Annotated in this window: 22 protein-coding genes, 2 tRNA genes and 1 pseudogene; 10 read left to right on the forward strand and 15 right to left on the reverse strand. The window is 71.2% G+C overall.

Going from position 1 to position 23,080, the window contains the following annotated elements; all coding sequences use genetic code 11:
* The first annotated feature begins 215 nt into the window (after positions 1–215).
* The 3 genes and pseudogenes from M878_RS000000100205 (at position 216) to M878_RS76240 (ending at position 3,243) form a co-directional block, all read left to right on the forward strand.
* Positions 216–1,307, forward strand: coding sequence for a peptidoglycan-binding protein (locus M878_RS000000100205; protein WP_425347938.1), 1,092 nt, complete (start codon positions 216–218; stop codon positions 1,305–1,307).
* A 60-nt stretch (positions 1,308–1,367) separates the two neighbouring features.
* A pseudogene (locus tag M878_RS76235) lies at positions 1,368–2,500 on the forward strand (SPFH domain-containing protein).
* Positions 2,501–2,628: 128 nt separating this feature from the next.
* The gene (locus tag M878_RS76240) at positions 2,629–3,243 is read left to right on the forward strand and encodes a lytic polysaccharide monooxygenase auxiliary activity family 9 protein (protein ID WP_023550309.1); all 615 of its coding nucleotides are present in this window, start codon (positions 2,629–2,631) and stop codon (positions 3,241–3,243) included.
* A 213-nt stretch (positions 3,244–3,456) separates the two neighbouring features.
* On the opposite strand, the gene M878_RS76245 is transcribed toward M878_RS76240, so the two are convergent.
* The 6 genes from M878_RS76245 to ehuB form a co-directional block, all read right to left on the reverse strand.
* Positions 3,457–3,530 (reverse strand) — tRNA-Lys (locus tag M878_RS76245).
* Positions 3,531–3,636: 106 nt separating this feature from the next.
* Complete coding sequence (locus M878_RS76250) at positions 3,637–4,395, reverse strand: IclR family transcriptional regulator (protein ID WP_023550310.1); 759 nt, start codon at positions 4,393–4,395, stop codon at positions 3,637–3,639.
* A gap of 214 nt (positions 4,396–4,609) precedes the next feature.
* Positions 4,610–5,386 (reverse strand): ectoine/hydroxyectoine ABC transporter ATP-binding protein EhuA, encoded by a 777-nt coding sequence (gene ehuA / locus M878_RS76255; protein WP_023550312.1) that lies wholly within the window; start codon positions 5,384–5,386, stop codon positions 4,610–4,612.
* Positions 5,387–5,396: 10 nt separating this feature from the next.
* Positions 5,397–6,047 carry an ectoine/hydroxyectoine ABC transporter permease subunit EhuD gene (gene ehuD, locus M878_RS76260; RefSeq protein WP_023550314.1) on the reverse strand — a complete coding sequence of 217 codons (651 nt, stop codon included), beginning with the start codon at positions 6,045–6,047 and terminating at the stop codon, positions 5,397–5,399.
* Positions 6,044–6,787, reverse strand: a complete 744-nt coding sequence (ehuC, locus tag M878_RS76265; RefSeq protein ID WP_023550316.1) for an ectoine/hydroxyectoine ABC transporter permease subunit EhuC — start codon at positions 6,785–6,787, stop codon at positions 6,044–6,046. Before ehuC ends, ehuD begins: the two co-directional genes overlap by 4 nt.
* On the reverse strand, positions 6,784–7,710 hold the full coding sequence (gene ehuB / locus M878_RS76270) for an ectoine/hydroxyectoine ABC transporter substrate-binding protein EhuB (protein WP_031225870.1): 927 nt from the start codon (positions 7,708–7,710) through the stop codon (positions 6,784–6,786). Before ehuB ends, ehuC begins: the two co-directional genes overlap by 4 nt.
* A gap of 47 nt (positions 7,711–7,757) precedes the next feature.
* Between ehuB and M878_RS76275 the strand changes: the two genes are divergently transcribed.
* Entirely contained in the window at positions 7,758–8,255 is a 498-nt protein-coding gene (locus M878_RS76275; protein WP_023550319.1) for a DUF3830 family protein, read from the forward strand.
* A 123-nt stretch (positions 8,256–8,378) separates the two neighbouring features.
* Here M878_RS76275 and M878_RS76280 read toward each other — a convergent pair whose 3' ends face one another.
* Entirely contained in the window at positions 8,379–8,975 is a 597-nt protein-coding gene (locus M878_RS76280) for a hypothetical protein (RefSeq protein ID WP_023550321.1), read from the reverse strand.
* 287 nt (positions 8,976–9,262) lie between these two features.
* Here M878_RS76280 and M878_RS94885 point away from each other — a divergent pair, with 287 nt between their 5' ends.
* Both M878_RS94885 and M878_RS000000100210 read left to right on the forward strand, forming a co-directional pair.
* On the forward strand, positions 9,263–9,493 hold the full coding sequence (locus M878_RS94885; protein ID WP_078630404.1) for a hypothetical protein: 231 nt from the start codon (positions 9,263–9,265) through the stop codon (positions 9,491–9,493).
* Positions 9,494–9,625: 132 nt separating this feature from the next.
* Positions 9,626–10,000 (forward strand): UDP binding domain-containing protein, encoded by a 375-nt coding sequence (locus M878_RS000000100210; RefSeq protein ID WP_280923689.1) that lies wholly within the window; start codon positions 9,626–9,628, stop codon positions 9,998–10,000.
* 148 nt (positions 10,001–10,148) lie between these two features.
* On the opposite strand, the gene M878_RS76290 is transcribed toward M878_RS000000100210, so the two are convergent.
* A complete protein-coding gene (locus M878_RS76290; protein ID WP_023550325.1) occupies positions 10,149–11,525 on the reverse strand; it encodes an amidase in 1,377 nt (458 codons plus the stop codon).
* Between the two features lie 16 nt (positions 11,526–11,541).
* Positions 11,542–12,492: a D-2-hydroxyacid dehydrogenase gene (locus M878_RS76295; RefSeq protein ID WP_023550327.1), complete on the reverse strand. Its 951-nt coding sequence runs from the start codon at positions 12,490–12,492 to the stop codon at positions 11,542–11,544.
* Between the two features lie 150 nt (positions 12,493–12,642).
* Here M878_RS76295 and M878_RS76300 point away from each other — a divergent pair, with 150 nt between their 5' ends.
* The 3 genes from M878_RS76300 to M878_RS76310 all read left to right on the forward strand — a co-directional run bounded on the left by M878_RS76300 (position 12,643) and on the right by M878_RS76310 (position 15,366).
* Positions 12,643–13,440: a maleate cis-trans isomerase family protein gene (locus tag M878_RS76300; RefSeq protein ID WP_023550329.1), complete on the forward strand. Its 798-nt coding sequence runs from the start codon at positions 12,643–12,645 to the stop codon at positions 13,438–13,440.
* Complete coding sequence (locus M878_RS76305; protein WP_023550331.1) at positions 13,437–14,168, forward strand: maleate cis-trans isomerase family protein; 732 nt, start codon at positions 13,437–13,439, stop codon at positions 14,166–14,168. Before M878_RS76300 ends, M878_RS76305 begins: the two co-directional genes overlap by 4 nt.
* A 100-nt stretch (positions 14,169–14,268) precedes the next feature.
* Positions 14,269–15,366 carry an LLM class flavin-dependent oxidoreductase gene (locus M878_RS76310; RefSeq protein ID WP_023550333.1) on the forward strand — a complete coding sequence of 366 codons (1,098 nt, stop codon included), beginning with the start codon at positions 14,269–14,271 and terminating at the stop codon, positions 15,364–15,366.
* On the opposite strand, the gene M878_RS76315 is transcribed toward M878_RS76310, so the two are convergent.
* Positions 15,345–17,150 (reverse strand): putative bifunctional diguanylate cyclase/phosphodiesterase, encoded by a 1,806-nt coding sequence (locus M878_RS76315; protein WP_023550335.1) that lies wholly within the window; start codon positions 17,148–17,150, stop codon positions 15,345–15,347. The two genes, M878_RS76310 and M878_RS76315, sit on opposite strands and share 22 nt — an antisense overlap.
* 336 nt (positions 17,151–17,486) lie before the next feature.
* Between M878_RS76315 and M878_RS76320 the strand changes: the two genes are divergently transcribed.
* The gene (locus M878_RS76320) at positions 17,487–18,740 is read left to right on the forward strand and encodes a M6 family metalloprotease domain-containing protein (protein ID WP_023550337.1); all 1,254 of its coding nucleotides are present in this window, start codon (positions 17,487–17,489) and stop codon (positions 18,738–18,740) included.
* Between the two features lie 82 nt (positions 18,741–18,822).
* Here the strand turns inward: M878_RS76320 and M878_RS76325 are convergent.
* From M878_RS76325 to M878_RS76340, 5 genes are all read right to left on the reverse strand, one after another.
* Positions 18,823–18,896 (reverse strand) — tRNA-Lys (locus M878_RS76325).
* Positions 18,887–19,723, reverse strand: coding sequence for a bifunctional DNA primase/polymerase (locus tag M878_RS93015; RefSeq protein WP_342452731.1), 837 nt, complete (start codon positions 19,721–19,723; stop codon positions 18,887–18,889). Before M878_RS93015 ends, M878_RS76325 begins: the two co-directional genes overlap by 10 nt.
* A complete protein-coding gene (locus M878_RS76330; protein WP_023550339.1) occupies positions 19,630–19,998 on the reverse strand; it encodes a hypothetical protein in 369 nt (122 codons plus the stop codon). Before M878_RS76330 ends, M878_RS93015 begins: the two co-directional genes overlap by 94 nt.
* 122 nt (positions 19,999–20,120) lie before the next feature.
* The gene (locus M878_RS76335; RefSeq protein WP_023550341.1) at positions 20,121–21,461 is read right to left on the reverse strand and encodes an AAA domain-containing protein; all 1,341 of its coding nucleotides are present in this window, start codon (positions 21,459–21,461) and stop codon (positions 20,121–20,123) included.
* The gene (locus M878_RS76340) at positions 21,458–23,047 is read right to left on the reverse strand and encodes a hypothetical protein (protein WP_023550343.1); all 1,590 of its coding nucleotides are present in this window, start codon (positions 23,045–23,047) and stop codon (positions 21,458–21,460) included. Before M878_RS76340 ends, M878_RS76335 begins: the two co-directional genes overlap by 4 nt.
* Positions 23,048–23,080: the final 33 nt, after the last annotated feature.

The raw sequence follows: 23,080 nt of genomic DNA on the forward strand, positions 1-23,080 counted from the left end.
CCCCGGCGACGGCGACACGCAGACCCCCCAGGGCCCCAAGGCCCCGCTGCACGGCCCGGCCGGCAAGCCCGCCAGGCCCAGCACCCCCGATCCCCGCGACCACCCGGACCCAGATCATCAACCGGGCCAAGATCTGGGTGAGCGCCCAGGTGCCGTACAGCATGAACGACTTCTGGTCCGACGGGTACCGGCAGGACTGCTCGGGCTATGTCTCCATGGCCTGGGGCCTGCCCGGCAACGAGTGGACCGGCACCCTTGGCTCGTTCGGCGTGAAGATCACCAAGGAGCAGCTGCAGCCCGGAGACATCCTCCTCTACCACAATCCGTCCAACCCCCGGAGCGGCTCCCATGTGGTGCTCTTCGGCGGCTGGACGGACTACACGCACGTCAACTACACCGTCTACGAGCAGTCACCCCCGCACACCCGCACGCGGCCCACGCCGTACCCCTACTGGAGCCACACCAGCAAGTACGTCCCCTACCGCTACAAGGGTGTGACCGTGGACACAGCGGGTGGGCAGGTGCCCGGCGCCAAGCCGAAGGACACCTACCCGGGCGCCGCCTTCTTCGGTCCCGGCGCCAGCAACGTGTACGTCACCCGGCTCGGTCAGATGCTGGTGGCCCGGGGCGCCGGCTCGTACTACGTCAAGGGGCCCGGCCCGACCTGGAGCGAGGCGGACCGGCAGGCCACCCGGGCGTTCCAGCTCGCCCAGGGCTGGAGCGGCGCCGACGCGGACGGGCTGCCCGGCCGGCGGACCTGGGAGCTGCTGGTCACCGGCAAGGGCAAGGACATCACGGGGAAGGGCAAGGACGTCGCCGGGAAGGGGAAGGACATCGCGGCGAACGGCAAGGACATTGCCGGGAAGGGCAAGGACATCGCCGGGAAGGGGCAGGACATCGCTGGCCAGGGCAAGGACATCGCAGGCAGGGGCAAGGACGTCTCGGGTCGCGGCAAGGACATCACGGGCCGGGGCAAGGGCCTCGCGCCGGGCGTGGCCGCTGCGGTCCGGGCCGTCTCGCACGGGGTGTCCGGCTATCCCGGCCGGAACTACTTCCGTCCGGGCGCGGAGAACGCGTACATCACCCAGCTGGGCCGCCAGCTGGTGAAGAAAGGGTTCGGCGGGTTCTACGCCACCGCTCCCGGCCCGCGCTGGGGCGATGCGGACCGGCGTGCGGTGGAGGCCTTCCAGCGCGCCCAGGGCTGGCGCGGCGGCGCGGCGGACGGCTATCCGGGGCCGGAGACCTGGCGCCGGCTGTTCCTGGACGCGGACCCGGACGGGGCGACGGACGGGGTGACCGGCGCCTGACCGCTCCGCTCCACCCCATCCCTGTTCATGACGCATCTGGCGCGGAGGCTGGAGGCAGACATGAGTACGACCACGTCACACACACCGCCCGAATCCGAGGGGCAGTCGGAGGGCGCCGCGGGGCCGGGAGGGCGTCCGGCCCGGCTGATCCAGAACGAGATGACCACCGAGATCCCGGCCCATCTGCTCTTCCGTGACGACCCCGACCCGGTGACCGTCTCGCTCAAGCCCGCCGTGGTGTCCCGCCGCCAGGGCACCGGCGAGCAGTCGCGCCTCAGGCGCCAGGCGCCGGTGCGCCGCCGGCCGCTGCCGGAGGTCGACCCGGAGCTGGTGGAGCGCCCGGCGCTGGTGCTGCCGGGGGCGGCCGGGGTGCTCGCCGGGGTGTGCGGGACCACCGGGTGCCTGGCGGCCTCGTGGTGGGCGGGACTGCTGCCGCCCGGCGTGGTGGAGGCGCTGGGGCTGCCCGCGTCCATGGGGGCGGGTTCGGCCCGGCGCAGTGGGCCGCGTACGCCGGAGCCGGGGCCCTCGGGTTGCTCGGGTTCGGCGGGCTGTCCCGGGGGCGGACCGGTGGGGCGTGGGTGCTCGGCCTGTTCGGCCGCTACCAGGGGACGGTCCGGCGGACCGGGCTGCTCTGGATGAACCCGCTGGTGCTGCGCCGCCGGGTCGATGTGCGGCTGCGGCACTGGCGCAGCGAGGCGATGGCGGCGGCGGATCCCGACGGGATGGCGCTCCGGGTGGTCGTGCTGGTGGTGTGGCGGGTGCGGGACACCGCGCGGGCGCTGCTCGGCATCGAGGACCACGAGACGTACCTGAGCGAGTGCGTGGAGGCGGCGCTGGCCCGGGTGCCGGTGGAGCCGGCGGGAGGGACGCGGGGCGGGGTGACGGTGGCCGGGGAGGCGCTGACCCGGCTGGTGGCCGAGGAGACCGCGCCGGTCGGCCTGGAGGTGTTTGCGGTGCGGCCGGTCCGGGTGGAGTACGCCCCGGAGGTCGCCGAGGTGATGCACCGGCGCCGGATCGCGACGCTGGACGCCCGGCAGCGGGCCAGCATGCTCAGCTCGGTCGTGGACTCGGTGGAGGACACGGTGACCCGGCTGACCGTGCGCGGTCTGGTCGAGCTCGACGACTACGAACGGAAGGTGCTGGTGCGGGACCTGACGGTGGCCTTCTGCTCGGGACGCGGGGAGCCGACCTAGCTCAGCTCACGATGGGTATGGACACGTCTTTTGTATGGACACAGTCAACTCGCGGCAATAATCTGACACTTGGTCTAGACCTACCTGCACAGCTCACCGAACTCCCCACGTTCTCCAGGAGCGGCAGTATGCGCACCAAGACCAGATTTCCGGCGCTGTCCGCGGCATTGCTCGGGGTGGTGACCGCCGGAGCGTTCGTGCTCTCCACCGGCGGTGCCAGCGGGCACGGCTACACCGACCTCCCCATCAGCAGGCAGAAGCTCTGTGCCAACGGCACGGTGACGAACTGCGGTGACATCCAGTACGAGCCGCAGAGCGTCGAGGGCCCCAAGGGCTTCCCGGCAGCCGGGCCCGCCGACGGCCAGCTCTGCAACGGCGGACTGAGCCGGTTCGCCCAGCTCAGCTCGCCGACCACGCCCTCCGGCGGGGCCTGGCCCACCACCAGGGTGACGGGCGGCCAGACGTACACCTTCCGCTGGCAGTTCACCGCCATGCACGCCACGACGGACTTCAAGTACTACGTCACCAAGCAGGGCTGGAACCAGAACCACGCCCTGTCCCGCTCGGACCTCAACACCACCCCGTTCCTGACGGTCCCGTACAACGGCCAGCGCCCGCCGGCCACCCTCAGCCACAGCGGCCCCCTGCCGACCGGGCTGAGCGGGCACCACGTCATCCTCGCGGTGTGGACCATCGCCGACACCGGCAACGCGTTCTACGCCTGCTCGGACGTCACCTTCTGAGGACCGTTCCGCCACGGTGATCGAGAACATCGTGGCGGGAGGGTACGCGTGTGCCGATCCGGTGTGGTGGCGGCCACACGGGGAGTCCTCGTACGGACGGCTGACATAGACGACTCACGTCCGAGGACGCCGAAAGGCGCCCGCTTCCGCGCAAAAACAGAGATGGCGAGCCACGTCCGCGCTTTCTGCGGACGTGGCTCGCCATCGTCATCGTGCGCCGCCAGGGACTCGAACCCCGGACCCGCTGATTAAGAGTCAGCTGCTCTAACCAACTGAGCTAGCGGCGCATGACTCTCGCCTGCTGCGGTTTTTCTCCCGCGGCTGGCGACGAAGAAAATACTACCTGGTCCGAAGGGGTGCTGGTGACCACCCTCGTGATCACCCTCGGCGGCCCTAGATCGTGAGGGACAGCAGCACCGGTGTCGCGTTGCGGTTGAGCGCGTCCGCCGCCTGCTTCAGCCGGTGCGCGTGCTCCACCGGGAGGGACAGTGCCAGGCAGCCCACCGAGGCGCCCGCCGTGATCGGGACCGCCGCGCAGACCGTGCCGACCGCGTACTCCTGGAGGTCCAGGACCGGCACCGTCGGCGGCTGGGACTCCAGGCGGGACAGCAGCAGCTTGTCGCTGGTGATGGTGCGCGAGGTGAGGCGGGCCATCTTGTGCCGGGAGAGATGGTCGAGGCGGGCGTTGTGGTCGAGCTGGGTGAGCAGGCTCTTGCCGACCGCCGTGGCGTGGGCGGAGTAGCGGAAGTCGACCCACTCGTTCACCGCTGGGGTCGTCGGCCCGGCGGCGTACTGGGTGACCTTGACCTCGCCGTCGATGTACCGGCTGATGTAGACCGCCGCGCCGACCGAGTCGCGCAGCCGCTCCAGGGTGTGCTGGAGCTTGTCGCGCACGGCCCGCTCACGGTCGTGCGCGGAGGTGAGGCGGCGCAGGGTGTCGCCCGTGACGTACGCCCCGTCGGTGATCTGCTCCACATAGCCCTCGCGGCGCAGCATGCGCAGCAAGGTGGCGAGCCGCTCGGAGCCGAGGCCGGTACGGCGGGCGAGCTCGGTGTCGGTGACGCCGGCGGAGTGCCGGGCCACGGTCTCCAGCACGCGCAGCGCGTCCTGGGCGGAGTGATAAGGGGCGGTCGGCTCGTGCATCAGCGCCACGGTGGTCTCCCCCTGCGCTCGCCTGTCAGTGGCCGCGGGATCCGGTCTGCGGATCGGTTCCACGATAACGGGCAAACCCGCTGAGAGGAGAGGGGGTTGGCGAGATTGTTGCGCTCGCCGTGCCCCTCCCAACTGCGTCGCAGATCCTCTGGCATATGCCAGTGACATGACCCAGCGACTGGACCTCGGCATCTGCCGGATCCACACCGCGTGATCACAGCACCGCGCTGAGGAATTCCCGGGTCCGGTCCTGCTCAGGATCGCTGAAGATCTTCTCCGGCGAACCCGACTCGATCACCCGGCCCCCGTCGAACATCAGCACCTGGTCGGAGATGTCGCGGGCGAAACCCATCTCGTGGGTCACACAGAGCAGTGTGATGTCCGTGGTGCGGGCGATGTCCCTGAGCAGATCGAGCACGCCCGCGACCAGCTCCGGGTCGAGCGCGGAGGTCACCTCGTCCAGCAGCAGCACCCGGGGTCGCATCGCCAGTGCCCGGGCGATCGCCACCCGCTGCTGCTGCCCGCCGGACAGCTGCGTCGGCCGCGCGTCGCACTTGTCGGCCAGCCCCACCAGCTCCAGCAGCCCCCGGGCCCGCTCCTCGGCCTCGTCCTTGGACATGCCGAGGACCTGCACCGGAGCCTCGGTGATGTTCCGCAGCACGGTCATGTTCGGGAACAGGTTGAACTGCTGGAAGACCATCCCGATCTTCTTGCGGACCTCCCGGATCTGCTTCTCCGGCGCCGGGAACAGGTGCTCCCCGTCGACGGTGATCGTGCCCTCGTCCGGCTGGGTGAGGGTCATCAGCAGCCGCAGGATCGTCGTCTTGCCGGAGCCGGACGGGCCGATCAGGGTCACGTGCTTGCCGGCATCGACGGTGAAGTCGAGGTGGTCGAGGACGGTGTTCGCGCCGAAGCGCTTGGTGACGCCGTTCAGCCGGATCAGCTCACCGCCGGCCGTGGTCGCGCCGGCGCCCGGCTCGGGTTCTTTCATCAGCGGAGTGTCAGCGGACAAGACGTCGCTCCAGGGCTCGCAGGAGAAGGGAGGCCAGGTAGGAGATGAGGATGAAGGCCACACCGATCACGGTGACCGGCTCGGTGAACTGGAAGTGCTGCTGGGAGTAGAGCCGCGCCTGGCCGAGCATCTCCAGCACGGTGATCACCATCAGCATCGGGGTGTCCTTGAGCATGGCGATCACGTAGTTGCCGAGCGCGGGAACCACCCGGCGGATCGCCTGCGGCAGGATCACCGCGGTCCAGGTCCGCCGCCGGGGCAGGTTCAGCGCGGTCGCCGCCTCCCACTGGCCGACGGGCACCGCCTCGATACCGGCCCGGTAGACCTGCATGGTGTACGTCGAGTAGTGCAGGCCGATCGCGAAGACGCCGGTGGTCAGCGCGGAGAAGGTCAGGCCCCACTCGGGCAGCACATAGAACAGGAAGAACAGCTGGACCAGCAGTGGGGTGTTGCGGACGAACTCCGTGACCACCCCGACCGGCCAGCGCACCCACCGGGTGGGCGTCCGCATCAGCAGCGTCCACGCCAGACCGAGGGTGAAGGACAGCAGCGAACCGAGGGCCAGGGCCTCCAGGGTGACCCGCAGCCCGTCCCAGAAGTGCGGCATGAAGCCGCTCACCGCGTTCCAGTCCCACTTCATGCGGCACCTCCGCCCAGGCCCGCGCCGCCCGCGACGCCCACGCCGGTCGTCTGGGCCCGCTTGAGCTCACGCGCCGCCCGCTCCGTCCCGGGATCCTTGCCGACCCCGGCCTTCAGCCGCTTCTCCAGGCCGCGCATCAGCCGCGTGAGCACGAAGGCGATCGCGAAGTAGATCAGCAGGACGTACGTGTAGATCTCCGCGCTCTGCTGCAGCGCCAGCCGGACCAGGTTCGCGCTGAATGTCAGATCGCCCATGCCCATGACCGACACCAGCGCGGTGCCCTTGAGCAGCTCGATCAGCAGATTGCAGAACGACGGGATCATCTCCGGCACGGCTTGCGGCAGCACGATGAGCCTGAGCCGCTGCGTCGGCGTGAAACTGAGCGCGATCCCGCCCTCCTTCTGTGCCGGGTCCACCGCGTTGAGGGCGCCACGCACGATCTCCGAGCCGTACGCGCCGTACGTCAGACCGAGCGCGAGCGTGCCCGCCCACAGCGGCACCAGCTGCCAGCCGGAGACGACCGGCAGCACGAAGTACACCCAGAAGATCATCACCAGTGCCGAGGTGCCGCGGAACACCTCGGTGTAGACGCCGGCGACGAAGCGCACGATCCACAGCCGATGAGTCCGCGCGATGCCGACGACGAACGACACCGCCGTGGCCAGCAGCGCGCCGAACACCAGCAGCTGGATGGTGGTCCAGACACCCTTGAGTACGAGTTCCCACAGCCCCGAGGTCATCCGCCGCACAGCTCCTTCGCGGTGAGGCCGGTCATCTCGGCCTTGGTGAAGCCGAACGGCCGGAGAATCCGGAACAGCTCCCCGCTCCGCTTCAGCTTGCGCAGCTCGACGTTGAAGGCGTCCCGCAGATTCGTCTCGGTCGGCCGGAACGCGAACGCGCCTCCGTCGACATGCGGCTTCCCCTTGTCCAGCGGCGCGAACGGCGCCGTGGCCTCGGCCTTGGCCGACTTCTTCACGACCTCGCGAGTGGTGAGCGCCGTACCGGCGAAGACGTCGACCCGGCCCGCCTCGACGGCGTTCATCCCGGCGACCTGGTCCGGGACGATGAGAATGTCGCTCTGCTTGTACCCGGCCTCGACGGCGTACTGGATCTCGGCGTACCCGGTGCCGGTGGCGAACTTCGCCTTCTTCGCGACGACGTCCTTGTAGGAGTGCAGCCCCAGCGGATTGCCCTTCCGCACGATGAACGAATCGAGCATCTGATAGTCCGGGTCGGCGAAGATCACCTGCTGGCAGCGCTCCGGATTGACGTACATCCCGGCGGCCACGACATCGAACTGCTGCGAGTTGAGCCCCGGAATCAGCGACCCGAACTCGGTGGGCACCGGCTGCACTTTGCCGACCCCGAGCCGCTTGAAGATCACCTTGGCCAGTTCGGGCGCCTCACCCGTGAGCTGCCCGTCCTTGTCGATGTACCCGAAGGGGACCTCACCCGCGATCCCGAGCCGTACGATGCCCTGCGCCTTCAGCCGTTCGAGCAGGTCACCGCCCTTCTTGCCCGAGGCCTCGGCCACGCGGGTGCAGCCCGCGGTACCCAGGGTGCCGAGGGCGCCGAGAGCCGCGAGCCCGCCGAGCACCGACCGCCGGCCGGGTCTTCCCTCTGACCGGAATGTGTGTACGTCGTTCCCAAGTGGTGGAGCCATGGCGGCGCGGCTACCCAAGCGCTTCCCGGCTATGCACCCTGGTTTTCATGGCCGATCGATTCGTCACCGTCTCACTCGACAAGCGGGACGTGCACTGCACGGCCCGCCTCCTGACCGACCGCGCGCCCTTGACCTGCGAGGTGGTATGGCAGGCGCTGCCCCTCGCGGGCGACGTCTACCACGCCAAATACGCCCGCAACGAGATCTACGCCCTCTTCCCTCCCTTCGCCTCCACGGAACCCCCACTGGAAAACCCGACGGTCACCCCGATCCCCGGCGACCTCTGCTACTTCTCCTTCGCCGGCGCCGAGCTGGGCACGAAGGCCTACGGCTACGACCGCGAGGTCCGCCCCGGCACCACGGTGGTCGACCTGGCCCTGTTCTACGAGCGCAACAACCTCCTCCTCAACGGCGACGTGGGCTGGGTACCGGGGATCGTGTGGGGCCAGGTGGTGGAGGGGCTGGAGGTGATGGCGGAGGCCTGCAACGACCTGTGGCGGGCGGGGGCGGCGGGGGAGACGCTCAGTTTCCGGCGGGCTGCTTAGGTGATGTCTTGACCCTCACACGGTGTCAGGCGGTCAGCTCGGAGACATCATGTTCACCATCGGAGACTTCGCCCGGCACGGCCGCGTCTCGGTCCGGATGCTGCGGTCTCCTGTGCTGGGCCCTCAAGAGCCAGAGGGCGAACCGGGGTGGGGCACTGCCCTGCCCCAGAGTTCTTCGGCGTGCTCGGAGAATCGTGTGAACATGCCCGCATCGCTTTGCCGCCGCAGATGCAGCAGTGGTGAGTCATGGCCCACCAGCCGGGCCAAGTGCGGCGTCACGAGCGCGTCGTCGTCAAAGCGGAACACCGACAGCGACACGTGATTCACAGCGTCTTCCGCACTGCTGTAACGCGTCTCCAAGCCGGGCGCAGATCCGAGCCGCTCAAGGTGTTCCAGGGTGATCCGGATACGGGTGGACACGCTCAGGGCCATGTCTTCGATGGCCTCACGCTGGCGTGTTACCTCCCCTTCCGGATCGCCGAGGAGGAAGCGGACCTTCACGCCCGCTTCCGCCTTCCGGCGCAAGGTGTCGGCGAACTGCGGGATCTGAGTCCAGAAGAAATAGTTCGTGAAACCAGCCAGGAAGATCTCGGACTCGGCGCCTTCGACGAGGGCCGACCACACAGTCGAGGGGCAGGCCGAGCGATACGGGTAGCTGTGGATGATCTCGCGATCAGTGCCGGTCTTGATGCGGTTCGTAACGGTCTGCGGCCACAACATCTCTTCATTCACTCCCAACGCCCGCGCGGCGTCTTCGCGATTCCTTGCGTGCGGGGTCAGCTCGGCGTCCCCAAGCCATCGTTCCACCTGCTTTTGAGATACCCCCACCCGGTACGCCAACTGTCGCGGCGAAAGGCCTGCCTCCGTTAAGGCAGCCCGTAGAGCAGTGTTCAAAGTCAACCCCCGCGGTGCAGACATTTGGGCCTTCTTCGACCCTAGCGGCGAACAGCCCAACTGTCCTCAGTTCGCACGCTGATACGTCCACGAGGGGCAGCCACCATCCCGCCATGACCGAGCCGAAGCGATACCCAGGACAGCCCGTTGAGCTTCCGCTGGACCCGTGGCTTTACGACTGCCTGCCGGTACGCGGTTGCAAGGTCTGTGAGGCGTTGGCCAGAGAGCGGAACGCCGCCCTCATCAGCGGCGACACCTGGACCGCCTACAGGGTGGCTTCAGAGATCCGAGACCACCGCGACCACACGGTCACAGCGCTGCCTGAAGCGGACAAGCGGGCATGACCAGTCATAACGCACCGACCAATCACCCAGGCGCCTGGTTCCCCCGACTCAACCTCTGTCCGTCGGTGGTCTGTTCACTCCCACAACGGGCGGCCGGGCCAGCAGGGCCGACGCACTCCGGCGCATCGCAGAATCAGGCACCGGGGTGCCGCCTTCAAGGTCGGCACGAACGACGTACGCGAGTCCCCGGCGCTGGCCGTCGCCAGCCGACTGCACCAGCGGGGCGCCCACGTCACCGTGCACGACCCGCATGCGCTGCAGACGGCTGCGCAGCGGCACCCTGAGCTGGAGTACGCGGACACCGTGGAGGAGGCCACGAGGGGCGCCGACATCGTGGTGACCGGCACCGAGTGGCTGCGGTTCCGCGAGGTCGACCCTGCCGTGCTCACCGGTGTCGCGGCCCAGCGCATCGTTGTCGACCTGCGGAACGTCCTGGACGCGGAATGGTGGGTCGGTGCCGGATGGACGGTGCACCAGCTCGGTCGCCCCTCCCGTCGTCCGGCTTAGGCCGGATCGGCTTCCCGAGGCCGTATGCAAGGTCGCCGAGGAGGCCAGGGAGGCGATGCACGCGCTGCACGGCCTCCTGGAGCGGCGGACCGCCGTCCGCCGGGAGCGGCCGACGACGTGTTTCCCGTCGCAACGGAGCTGAGCAACGTCACACCGTTCCGGCCTCGTACAGTGCATGCGCCGCCCGCAGTACCAGATCATCCCGGTGCCGGGCCGCCACGAGCTGCATCCCCACCGGCAGCCCGTCCCCGTCCGTGCCCACCGGGACGGTCGCCGCGGGCTGCTGGGTGAGGTTGAAGGGGTAGGTGAACGGGGTCCAGCCCGTCCAGCGCCCGTATGCCGACCCCCGCGGTACCTCCACCCCCGCCTCGAACGCTGTCACCGGCAGGGTCGGAGTGACCAGGAGGTCGTAGCGTTCGTGGAAGCGGCCCATGCGGCGGCCGAGGTCCATGCGGGTGTCCACCGCGGCCAGGTAGTCGAGCGCGGTCAGCCGGGCGCCCTGGACGCAGATCTCGCGCAGGCCGGGGTCCAGCAGCTGCCGCTTGCGCGGGGAGAAGCGTTCGGTGAGGCGGGCCGCGCCGCTGAACCAGAGGACGTGGAACGCCTCGACCGGCTCGCTGAAGTCGGGATCGGTCTCCTCGACGTACGCGCCCAGGTCGGCCAGCGAGGCCACCGCGCGCCGTACGGCCGACGCGACCGCCGGCTGGACCGCGACCTGTCCGCCCAGGGACGGGGAGTACGCCACGCGCAGGCCGTGCACGCCGCCCCTCAGGGCCTCCCTGAAGGACACCGGCGCGGGCGGCAGCGCCGACCAGTCGCGGGCGTCCGGCACGCCGATCACGTCCAGCAGCAGGGCCGCATCCGCCGCGTCCCGGGTCATCGGGCCCGTGTGCGACAGCGTGCCGAACGGGCTCGACGGGTACAGCGGCACTCGGCCGTACGTCGGTTTCAGGCCGAAGATGCCGCAGAACGCGGCCGGGATGCGAATGCTGCCGCCGCCGTCCGTGCCCAGCGACAGCGGGCCCGCGCCGAGCGCGACCGCCGCCGCGCTGCCCCCGCTGGAGCCGCCGGCGGTGCGGGAGGGGTCGTGCGGGTTGCGGGTCACGCCGGTGAGCGGCGAGTCCGTCACGCCCTTCCAGCCGAACTCGGGCGTTGTCGTCTTGCCCAGGAACACCGCGCCGTGTTCGCGCAGCCGGGCCACCGAGGGTGCGTCCTCGTCCCAACTCCCTTGCTCGGCAATGGTTGTCGAGCCTCGTAGGGTCGGGTGGCCGCGCATCAGGAGGATGTCCTTGACGGTCACCGGTACCCCGTCGAGCAGCCCGGCCGGCTCACCGCGCCGCCAGCGCTCCGCCGACTCCCGGGCCCGGGCCAGTGCGTCCTCCTCGGTGAGCCGCACGAACGCGTTCACCTCCGGCTGGATCCGCCGGGCCCGTTCCAGCGTCTGTTCGGTCGCTTCCAGCGGGCTGAACTCGCCCTTGCGGTACCCGTCGAGGAGCTGGACGGCGGTCAGGTCGGTGAGTTGCATGCACCCTCCTGGTGGATCAGTGGCCCGGGACGTAGCCGCGTTTCTTGTCGACCACGTTCACCAGTGATCTGCCCGCCGCCCAGCGCTCGTACAACTCCACGAACTGCGCGCCCAGTTCATCCCGCCAGCCGACCGTGTCACCGCTCATGTGCGGGGAGATGATCAGACCGGGCAGGCCCCAGAGCGGGCTGTCCTCGGGGAGGGGTTCGGTGCTGAAGACGTCCAGCGCGGCGCCCGCGATCCAGCGGTGGGTCAGCGCGTGGGCGAGGACGTCCTCGTCGACGAGCTGGCCGCGGCCGACGTTGATGAAGAAGGCCGAGGGCTGCATGACGCCGAAGCGGTGGGTGTCGAACATACGGTTCGTCTGATCGGTGAGCGGCGCCGCCGCGATCACCCAGTCCGCGCGGGACATCAGCCGGTCCAGGTCGGCCGGGCCGTAGACGCCCGTGCGCGGGACCCGGCCGACCAGCGCCGCCGTCACGCCGAGCGCCTTCAGGGTCCGTACGATCGCCCGGCCGATCGGGCCCGAGCCGACCACGCACGCGCGCGTGCCCGCCACCCGACGGCCCTCCCGGTGCCGCCAGCTCCGCTCCCGCTGCAGTTCCAGCGTGCGCGGGAGATCCTTGGCGACCGCGAGCACGAGCGCCGCCACGTACTCGGCGATCGGCTGGTCGAAGATCCCCCGCGCGTTGGTCACCACCGTGTCGGACGAGGCGAGTTCCGGGCACATCAGATGGTCCACGCCCGCGCTCGCCGTGTGCACCCAGCGCGGCCTCGGCCCGTCCCCCGGCCATGCCTCGCGCACCGCGTGCGAGCTGAAGTCCCAGATCAGGAGGGCGTCCGCCGCGGGCAGCCGCTCGGCCAGGTGCGCCGCGTCCGTGTGGATGATCCGGGCGCGGCCGGTGAGCCTGCCGAGCCGGGGCGGAGGCTCGGCATCCAGGACGAGCAGGGTGGGGAGGGTCGTCATACGGGGCGGCTCCCGGCGTCTGACATACGCGGTGACGTGCGCGGTGACATGCGCGGATTGACCACGCTCGCACCCGAATCTACCTTCGTCAACACGGGCGTACTCGCCGCCCTTTGCCCTTGGTCGTTCCCGTGTGAGGCGGTACCTGCCATGGACGTCACCTTTCTCGGCGGCCCCCGCCCCCAGCGGGGTGTCGGGGTGGTCGCCCCTTTTGACTTCGCCCTCGACCGTGAGCTGTGGCGATGGGTGCCCGACGAGGTGTCGCTGCATCTGACCCGGACCCCGTTCGTGCCGGTCGAGGTGAGCCTGGACCTGGCCCGGCTGGTCAGCGAGCACGAGACCCTCGGCGACGCCGTGCGCGCGCTGACCGCCGTCGCGCCCGAGGTCGTCGCCTACGCCTGCACCTCCGGCAGCTTCGTCGGCGGGGTCACCGGCGAGCGGGCGATGCGCGCGGCGATGAGCCTGGCCGGGGCCCCGCCCTCGGTGACGACCTCCGGGGCGCTGCTGGACGCGCTGGCCGAGCTGGGCGTACAGCGGCTCGCGCTGGTCACGCCGTACACGGTGTCCGTCACCCGGGCGCTGGAGGAGTTCGTCGCCGAGGCCGGCGTCCAGGTCACCGGGTGCGCCTTCATGGGGCTGACCGGGGAGATCTGGCGGGTGCCGTACCGGGACGTCGTGGCCATGGCGCGGGAGGCGGTCCGCCCCGGCAGCGCCGACGCGCTCTTCATCTCCTGCACCAATCTGCCGACGTACGACGTGATCCCCCAGCTGGAGGCCGAGCTGCGCATCCCGGTGCTGTCCGCCAACCAGGTCACGATGTGGGCGGCGCTGCGCCGGCTGGGTACCCGAGCCGTGGGGCCGTATCAGGCGCTGCTGGACGAGGCGGCACGTGGGTGGCCCCCGGTGCTGCCGCAAGAGACGCAGGAACGCCAGGAAGGGCCGTCATGACCGCACTCGGATTCCTCTACCCGGGCCACTCCGCCGAGGACGACTATCCACGCATCGAGCAGCTCCTGGGCAGCGACATCCGGGTGGACCTGGTCCACACCGACATCGGCGAGGACGCGCACCGGGTGGCGGCGCTGCGCGAGATGGGCTCCGCCGAGCGGCTCGCGGCGGGCCTGGAGACCCTGCGGCTGACGGGCGCCGAGACGGTGGTGTGGGCGTGCACCAGCGGCGGGTTCGTGCACGGCTGGGAGGGCGCGCAGGAGCAGGTGCGCACGCTCGCCCGGCTGGCCGGGATGCCCGCGTCGTCGACGTCGTTCGCCTTCGTGCACGCGGCCCGGGAGATCGGGGTACGGCGGGTGGCCGTCGGGGCGACCTACCCGGAGGACATCGGCGGGCTGTTCGCGGACTTCCTGCGGGCCGGCGGTCTGGAGGTGGCCGGGGTGCGCTCCTCGGGGATCATCACGGCCGCGGAGGTCGGCACATGGGGCGAGGAGGACGTGCTGACGCTGGCGCGGGCCGCGGACGTCCCCGACGCGGAGGCGGTACTCCTCCCGGACACGGCCCTGCACACGGCCGCGTATCTGCAGCTGCTGGAGAAGGCCCTGTCCAAGCCGGTGCTCACGGCCAACCAGGTGACGGTGTGGGAGGGGCTGCGGCTGGCCGACCGGCGGGTGAACGCGCCCTCACTGGGGACGCTGTTCACGAGAGAGCCGATCATCCAGGTCTGAGGCGCCGATTCGTCCAGGTCTGATCCGGGAATAAGCGGAGACTGTCTCCTGTTACGGCCTCGCAGGACACCCCACGCCGCGAAAACAGGAGGCTCACACCGTGTCGGCAGACGAGGCAGACGAAATCCGGGGCACTACGCACGGGACCGCCCCCGTCCCCCTCTCCGTACTGGACCTGGTGACCGTCGGCGCGGGCAGTACCGCCGGCGACGCGCTGCGCACCAGCGTGGCGCTGTCCCGGTTCGCCGAGGCCCGCGGCTTCCACCGGTACTGGGTCGCCGAGCACCACTCCATGCCGGGCGTCGCCTCCTCCTCGCCCGCGGTGATCCTCGCCCACCTCGCCGCCCACACCGAGCGCATACGGCTCGGCTCGGGCGGTGTGATGCTGCCCAACCACGCCCCGCTGGTGATCGCCGAGCAGTTCGGCACGCTGGAGGCGATGGCGCCGGGGCGGATCGACCTGGGCCTCGGGCGGGCGCCGGGCACGGACGGGGCCACGGCCGCGGCCCTGCGCCGCAGCGACACCCGGAACGAGGGCGCCGACGACTTCCCGCAGCAGCTGGCGGAACTCACCCGGTTCCTGGACGACGACTTCCCCGACGGGCATCCGTACCGCCGCATCCACGCGATCCCCGGCCCCGTCCAGGCCACCGCCCCCGGCGGCGTCCAGTCCCCGCACCGCCCGCCGGTCTGGCTGCTCGGCTCCTCCGGCTTCAGCGCCCGGCTGGCCGGCATGCTGGGCCTGCCGTTCGCCTTCGCGCACCACTTCTCCGCGCAGAACACCATCCCGGCCCTGGACCTGTACCGGCAGACCTTCCGCCCCTCGGAGGTCCTCGACGAGCCGTACGCCCTGATCGGCGTCTCCGCCCTCGCCACCGACGACGAGCGTGAGGCCCGCCGCCAGACCCGGGCGATGGCCCTGAACATGCTCCGGCTGCGGACCGGCCGACCCGGACTCTTCCCCGACCCGGACGACGCCGAGAAGCACGAGTTCAACCCGATGGAGGAGGAGTTCGTCACCTCCTGGACGTCCAACATCGTGCACGGCACCGCCGACGAGGTCCGCTCCGGCCTGGACGAGCTGCAGAAGCGCACGGGCGCGGATGAGCTGATGCTCGTCTCCCACGCCCACCGCGGCGAACTGCGCCTGCGGTCCTACGAGTTGATCGCGGATGCCTACGGATTGCCGACCGCGTAGGTCTGCGCGCCGAGGAGTTCGGAGATACGATCTGGCGGCACCGGGCGGGAGTACAGCCAGCCCTGGCCGGTGTCGCAGCCGATCCGGCGCAGCCGGCTGGCCTGGGCCGAGGTTTCCACGCACTCGGCGGTGACGGTGATGCCGAGCCGGTGGGCGAGCTGGATCATCGCCTCTACGACGACCTCGTCGGCCGGGTTGGGCGCGAGCGCCCGCGCGTCGCCCTCGTACTGGAAGCCGCGGACGAAGGACCCGTCGAGTTTGAGTGTCGAGACTGGCAGCCGGCTGAGGTAGGCGAGGTTGGAGTAGCCGGTGCCGAAGTCGTCGATGGCGATGCCGACGCCCATGTCGCTGAGCGCCTGCAGGGCCTGCAGGGGGCGGCCGGCCGAGCCCATCACCGCGGACTCGGTCAGCTCCAGCTGCAGCAGATGAGGGGCGAGCCCGGTCTCGGCGAGGGTCTGCGCCACGTCGGCCACCAGGTCGGAGTCCCACACCTGCCGTACGGCCACGTTGACGCTGACGAAGATGGGCGGCTCCTCGGGGTGGTCGAGCTGCCAGCGGCGGGCCTGGCGGCAGGCTGTGTTCAGCGCCCAGCGGCCGAGCTGCACGATCGAGCCGTCCTCCTCGGCCAATCCGATGAACCGATTCGGCGTCAGTGTGCCGAACTGAGGATGATTCCAGCGGATCAACGCCTCGACGCCGCTGAGCCGTCCGTCCTCCATGCCGACCAACGGCTGGTATTCGAGCGCGAATTCGCCACGGTCGATGGCGGGGCGCAGTGTGGACGACAGGGCCTGACGGGTCATCCGGTGCGCGTTGCGCTCAGGGTCGAACAGGGTCCAGCGGGCCTTGCCGTCGGCCTTCGCCCAGTACAGCGTCGTATCGGCCGCCTGCATCAGACCGGTGGCCGTCGTACCCGCCGCGTGGCGCTCCACGACCCCGATCGACGCCGTCAGGGACAGCCGTTGGCCCGCCAGGTCGAAGGGGGGCTCCAGGGCCGTGAGTGCCGACTCGGCCAGCTCCGCGAGCTGTTCGGTGCCGGTGGAGTCCTCCACGAGCAGCGCGAACTCGTCGCCGCCGAGCCGGGCCACCAGCGGGGTGACGGCGCGGGCGTAGCCGGCCTCGTCGGCCACCCGGGTCAGGCGCTCGGCGACGGCCGCGAGCAGCCGGTCGCCGACGCGGTGGCCGAGGGTGTCGTTGACGGCCTTGAAACCGTCCAGGTCCAGATAGCACAGGCCGATCCGGCCGGTGCCGCTCTGCTCGTACGACTCCGCCTCCAGCGCGGCCGTCAGCCGCTCGAAGAACAGCGTGCGATTGGGCAGCCGGGTCACCGGGTCGTGCATCTGCAAGTGCCGCAGCCGCGCCTGGAGTTCGCGGCGGGCGCTGACGTCGGCGGCGGACAGCAGCACCGCGGGCTCCTCGTCGCCGAGCGGGCCGACGGTGACCTGCACCCACACCGAGTGCCCCTCGGGGTGTTTCAGCCGGCGGGTGCAGCGCAGCCGGGCCTGCCTGCCGCGCAGGACCTCGCGGTAGGCGTGCCAGCTCCGGGTGTCCGAGGCCAGGTCCACCAGGTCGGCGGCGACCCGCCCGGTGAGTGTGTCCGGATCGGTGCCGAGCAGCTCGCCGAAGGCCGCGTTGGCGGTGGCGACGTGTCCGGTGCGGTCCACGACGGCCATGGCGAGCGGGGCTGTCGCGAAGACACGGTGGTAGGTGGTGTGGTCACTGTCTGTGACGGCTGACCGGTCGAGGTCTGCCGCGGGCGTCGGCCCTTCGGACGTTCCGCTCACCGCTCGCTCCCGCAGTGCACTCGATCTGTGTCCGTGCCTGTCCGTGCCGGAAAGTGTGCCGATCATAGAGGCTGGCCCCGGGCCCTTCCAGCCACTCTCCAGTGTCCCGGACCGGACACGGTTTCTGACAGATCGTTTCTGCCCGCGCGTGGGCCCGTTCTTCAGGCCCCCGACCAGTTGTGACGTTCCGTGAGTGTTTCGGGGTGTCGAGCGCCGGAGCGCGCGGGCGCGCCCTACGGCGCACTCACCCTACTGGTGCAGATAAACAGGGCATAGCGCGACACAAACCAACAATCTGGATGTGGGTCCCGCGAACCGCGTCCGGAGGTCGAGTCCGTGCCCAAGCTGCGCAGCACCGCCGCCGTGTGCACCACGCTGTCGGCGCTCGCCGCCACCTCGATGCTCACCGGACGCTCGGCCGCCCAGCCCTTCTCCATCATCCCCTGCGCCCTGCACCGCACCGACGCCCACCACTCCGAGGGCGTCGACACCTGGAACCCGGACTACACGCGCCCGACCCGCCCGCTCGACGCCGTGCTGATCTTCCTCTCCTTCCCGGACGGCACCCCGCACGCCACGCCGACCGAGCTGACGGCCGATCACTTCCCCGCTACCAGCCGCTACTTCGAGCAGGCCTCCTACGGCAGGTTCACGCTCCGGCCGCACCCGCTGCGGCACTGGCTGCGCATGCCCCGGCCGTCCACGGCGTACCGCGTGAAGCGGGACTGGAGCGTGGAGGACCGGGCCGCCTATCTGCGCGACGCGTTCGCCGCCGCCGACAAGGAGGTCGACTTCTCCCGCTACCAGCTGGTGTACTTCGTCGCCGACCCGGACGCGCCCGGCGTCGACTCCGACGCCACGAAGGTCGTGAACCTCGACACGCCCACGCACGTGGACGGCACGGACATCCACCGCGTCGTCACCGTGTTCGAGAAACACCCGCCCGACCGGCTCGTCCTCGCCCATGAGACCGGGCACGTCTTCGACCTGCCCGACCTCTACCACCGCCCGGACGACGGCAAGGGCGACTGGGACACCTACGTGGGGGACTGGGACCTGATGGGCAGCCAGTTCGGGCTCTCCCCGGACCTGTTCGCCTGGCACAAGTGGCGGCTGGGCTGGCTGGATCCGCGCCAGGTGATGTGCGTGCACGGCACGGGGCCGACCCGGCTGACCCTGGAGCCGCTGGAAGCCGGCCCGGGGGTACCGGTGCGGGGCGCGGCGGGCGCCCCGGCCTTCGGCCTCGGGCACGGTGTGAAGCTGGCCGTCGTCCGCACCGGGCCCGACAGCGCCCTGGCCTTCGAGGTGCGCGACTCGGCCGGGAACGACAGCGCCGGGTGCCGGCAGGGGGTGCTGGTGTACCGGATCAGAAGCGGGGCGGAGTCCGGCGGCGGCCCCGTGGAGGTCGTCGACGCCCACCCGCACACCCAGGCCTGCTGGGAGAACTCGGTCTACCCACCCCTCGCCGACGCCCCGGTCGCCCTCGGCGAAAGCTTCACCGTGCCCGGGGAGGGCGCCCGGGTGGAGGTGGAGGGGAGGACGGATTCGGGGGCGTGGACGGTGCGGATCACGCCGGGGGTGAAGGGCTGACACCGAGTGTCTCGAATGTCCTGTGTATACGAGAACGGCGGGCCTGATTCTTTCGAATCGGACCCGCCGTCTTTCACGCGCGTGCGCCGCCAGGGACTCGAACCCCGGACCCGCTGATTAAGAGTCAGCTGCTCTAACCAACTGAGCTAGCGGCGCCTGCTGACGTCGTAGACCTTAGCATCCTGGTCGGCGGGAGGAAAAATCGATATGCGTACGGCCGCACGGGCGGCTCGTACGGCCGCCCAGAGGACGACTTCAGGCCCGGGCAGCCAGGGGTGACGGGTGTCCGGGGCGACCAGCCAGCGTGACGCGCCGGGGGCGTCGCCACCGGCCGGAGCCGGGACGGTCACCGCGTCCCCCGTGCCGTGGCACAGCAGCGGCGGCACCGCCTCCGCACGGTGCGAGCCCCACTCCTCCCACGCCAGCAGCGACGGCAGCCGCTGGGCCGTACCCGGTGCTGCGAACAGCAGCACACGGCCGCGGAACGCAGCGACCGGGCCCGAGCCCGGGCCGTCGTCCCACAGCCGGTCCAGCATTCGGCGGCCGAAGATCGCCGGCGCGCTCACCACGTCGAAGACGGTGCCGCAGGGCAGGACGACCGGGGTGTGCGGGCGCTCCTCCCACAGAGCCCGCGTGCTCCGCGGATACGTTCCCGCCGAGGCGAGCCAGTCGGCGCCGTCGGAGGTGACTCGGGTGACGTTCGGTGCGCTGCTCATGACACTCACATGTACCGGGTGTGAGCGGACCGTTCTTCTGAGTTGCCGAAAAACGGGACAGGGAGGGCAGCGGAGGAGTATCTTGCCCGCCCGGCATATGCCGGACGGGTTTACTCGTGGGGGTTGCCCCGCCGGGCGGGGTGGTGCGGGGCGGGGGTGGTGCGGGCGCGGCGTCACACGGGGTCGGCGGACGTGCGTCCTTCGGTGTTCCCCTGCATCAGATCCCGCCCGAACTCGACCATCTTCTTCGCGTAGTCCTCGGTCCACTCCGCCTGCTCAGCGATGTCCGCCGGGGTCAACCGGTCGAATCTGCGCGGGTCGGAGAGTTGGGCCGCCGCGATGGCCTGGTACTCCACGGCCCGGTCGGCGGCCGCGCGGAATGCCTGGGTCAGCTCCGTGGCCCGGGCCAGCAGCGCCCGCGGATCCTCGATCGACTCCAGGTCGAAGAAGTGCTCGGGATCGGCGGCCGCCTCCGCGGGCTCGAAGATCAGGGGCGCGGGGCGTAGCCGCGGTTCGTTACGACGCGGCGTGGGCTCCGCCATGTCTTGTCCTCCTCGTACGGTTCGCTGGGCACCGCCTTCAGGTGGGCCACCGTCCATTGTCCCGCGCCCCCGCAAGGGCTGTCGGGGGCGACGTACGATCGCCCGCTCAGCCGGTGTTCCGGTCATGACCGCCAGCTCACGCGGTGTTCGGCCAGGTGGGCCAGTACCGCGTGGTTCGCCTCCCAGCCGTCCGGGAACTTCACCAGCGTGCCCAGCTGGACCGGTTCCGTGGACGGGTAGTCGTCCAGGAGGTCGCCGACGCCCGCGCGGCAGACGACGATGCAGGCGTGGCGGTGGCGGGAGGCCAGGACGCACAGGCGGCCGGTCTCCAGGTGGAACGCGGTGGCGTCGGGGCGGCCGGAGAGCGGGTGCAGGACGACCGTGATGTCGTACTCCCGGCCCTGAAGGCGGTTCGCGGTGTCGACCGTGACGTCCGCCACGCCCAGTTCGGCGAGCGCCGCGCGGACCGCCGCCGCCTGGTCGCGGTGGGCCGTGCCGACGGCGATGCGGGCGGGGGTCAACGGCAGGGGCTCCTCGGGCGCACGCTCCGACGTCGCCGCGCCCTCGCGGTCCAGCAGGCGGCGTACGACCTGCGCCACCGCGCGGACCGCCTCGGGGTCCGTACGCGGGGTGTGCCGGGCGGGCAGCTCCAGCAGGCCCCAGCCGGATTCCGCGGCCTCGTCGATCACCCGGTCGGGGCCGGAGCCGTCCGACGGGACGGCGAAGGCGAGGCTGCGGTCGCCGTGGCCGGTGCCGCTGCGGAAGGGGGTGTACGGGTAGAACGCGTCGGAGACCAGCGGCGCCGCTGACGCGGGCAGCCGCCAGGAGACCGGGAGGCGGTGCTGCGGCAGGCCGGGGTTGTGGGCCAGCAGGGTGGTCACGGCGGAGGCCGAGGGGTCGTACGACAGGCCCGCCCACTGCTCGCTGCCGACGATCGCGAACGGGTCCAGCTGACCGGGGTCGCCCACGAACAGCGCCCGTTCGAACAGGCCGGCCACGGCCAGCAGCGAGTCGGAACGCATCTGGTACGCCTCGTCCACGATCGCGTGCCGCCAGGGCTCGCCGGCCTTCACATGCGCCCACTTCGCCGCCGTGGACAGCACGACCGGCAGGCCGTTCAGGTCGGCGGCCTTCGCTGACGTACGGACCTGCGGCAGGTCGTCCAGCGCCTTGTCGTAGGCGTCGGTGTCGCTGCTGTGCAGGCGGCCCACCGGCAGGTCCGGGTTCTTCTCGGCGAGCCGCAGGACGAGGTCGTCCACCTGGGCGTTCGTCTGTGCCACGACCATCAACGGGCGGCCCGCTTCCGCCAGTTCGAGGGCCGCGCGGACCACGAGCGTCGACTTGCCGGCGCCCGGCGGGGAGTCGACGACCACACCCCGCTCGGTGCCGTGCAGCGTGTCGTGGAGGATCGCGTCGGTGGCGCGGGCGGCAGCGGCTCCGGGGTCGAAGTCGACCGTCGTCACAGCAGGTCCTCCTCGGTCACGGTGTCGGGGACCTCCGGTACGGCCTCGCCCGGCGGGCCGCCGTGCGTCCACGGTGTCTCCTCCGGGTCGGGGAGCTTCGCGCCGCCGCGCTGCTCGTGCTCGAAGAGGGTGAAGCAGACCCGGTCGCCCTTCTCCGGCACCGAACCGGGCTCCGGCTCCTTGCCCCGGCCCATCTTGTCCAGGAGGCGGAGGACCAGCACACCTTCGGCTTCGTATCCGACGAACTCCGCCGACTGCGGCTTGCCGCCCGGCGAGCGGTACACTTTCGCGCGCTCCGCCAGATGCGGCCGGTCGTCCGTCCGGACCGTCACCAGCGGGCGCGGGCTCGGCCGCTTGCCCTCGCTGTACGCGAGGACGACATCGGTGACCTCGCCCGCGAACGCCTCCCCGGCCAGCCGCCGGCCCGCCATCACCAGCGGGTCGTCCAGGGCCTCCTGTGCCTCCAGCCGGGCCTGTTCGCGCTCGCGCGTGGCCAGCTTGTTCGCCGCCGTCACCGCGTCGTCCCGGCGTGGCTGCGGGGGCTCGCCGGCCAGTACCCGGTCGCGGTGGCCGGTGAAGGACCAGCGGTCGCGGGTCCAGCGCTCTTCGACATGCGCCCCCTGCGGCAGCGCCCGCAGCAGATCCAGCCCCCGCCACACCGCGTCCCAGGTGGGCAGGGTGTGGCCGGCCACCAGGTCGCGGATCTCCCGCTCGGCCGCCGTGAGCGCGGCCAGCCGGTCGTCGGCGGCCAGGGCGTCCTCGGCGGCGGCGAGGGCGCCGCGCGCACGGTCGTAGCGCTCGATCGCCGGGGCCAGCAGCTTGTTGTCGAACGCCGGGTCGGTGGCGGGACCGGCCGGCGGGCACAGCAACTGGCCGGCGGGGTCCCGGGCCAGCTCGGCCCGGCGCGCGGCCTCGGCGCCCGAGACGCTCTCCGGGGGGTCGATCCAGGCGAGCAGCGCGCCCAGATGCTGGTCCTCCAGACCGGACTGGCCGGTCGCCCAGTGCCGGGAGAGCACATCGGTCAGGGCGAGGAGGAGGGAGGAGCCGGGGACCCGGGACCGCTCGCCGTAGTGGGTCAGCCAGCGGCCGAGCAGCGGCACCCGGGGCGGCGCCGGATAGGGCGCCTCCGGGTCCTGCTCGGCCGTACGGCGAAAGCGCATCGAGCGGCCGAGGAGCCGGACGAAGTCCAGGCCCGCGCGGCTCGGCACGATCAGCTGGGGCGCGTCCGAGCACAACTCCACCTCGACCTTGACCCGCTTGCCGGTCTCCGGGTCGGTCTCGGTGCGCTCGGCCGCCTCCACGGACTCGGCGTAGGAGTCGATGTACGGCAGGGCCACGTCCGCGAGGTCGGCGAGGAACGTGAAGCGCAGATCGCGGTCGCGCGGCTGCGGCACGACCAGCAGGCGCGGGGTGTCCCGGTCGGTGCCGACCAGCGCGCCGAGCGGGGCGCCGGCCTCACCGGCGGTGGTGAGCGGCACGAACACCAGCGGGCGCTCGGACAGATGCCGGTGCCGGACCGTCGCGGCGGGCTGGGCACGGCCGCTGCTGACGGCCTCGAGCCGGGCGAGGGTGGCGATCAGGGACACAGGGCCGCCACCTCCGCTTCCGCGCGCGCGCGT

It is taken from the genome of Streptomyces roseochromogenus subsp. oscitans DS 12.976, from assembly GCF_000497445.1.
Classification (GTDB): Bacteria; Actinomycetota; Actinomycetes; order Streptomycetales; family Streptomycetaceae; genus Streptomyces; species Streptomyces oscitans.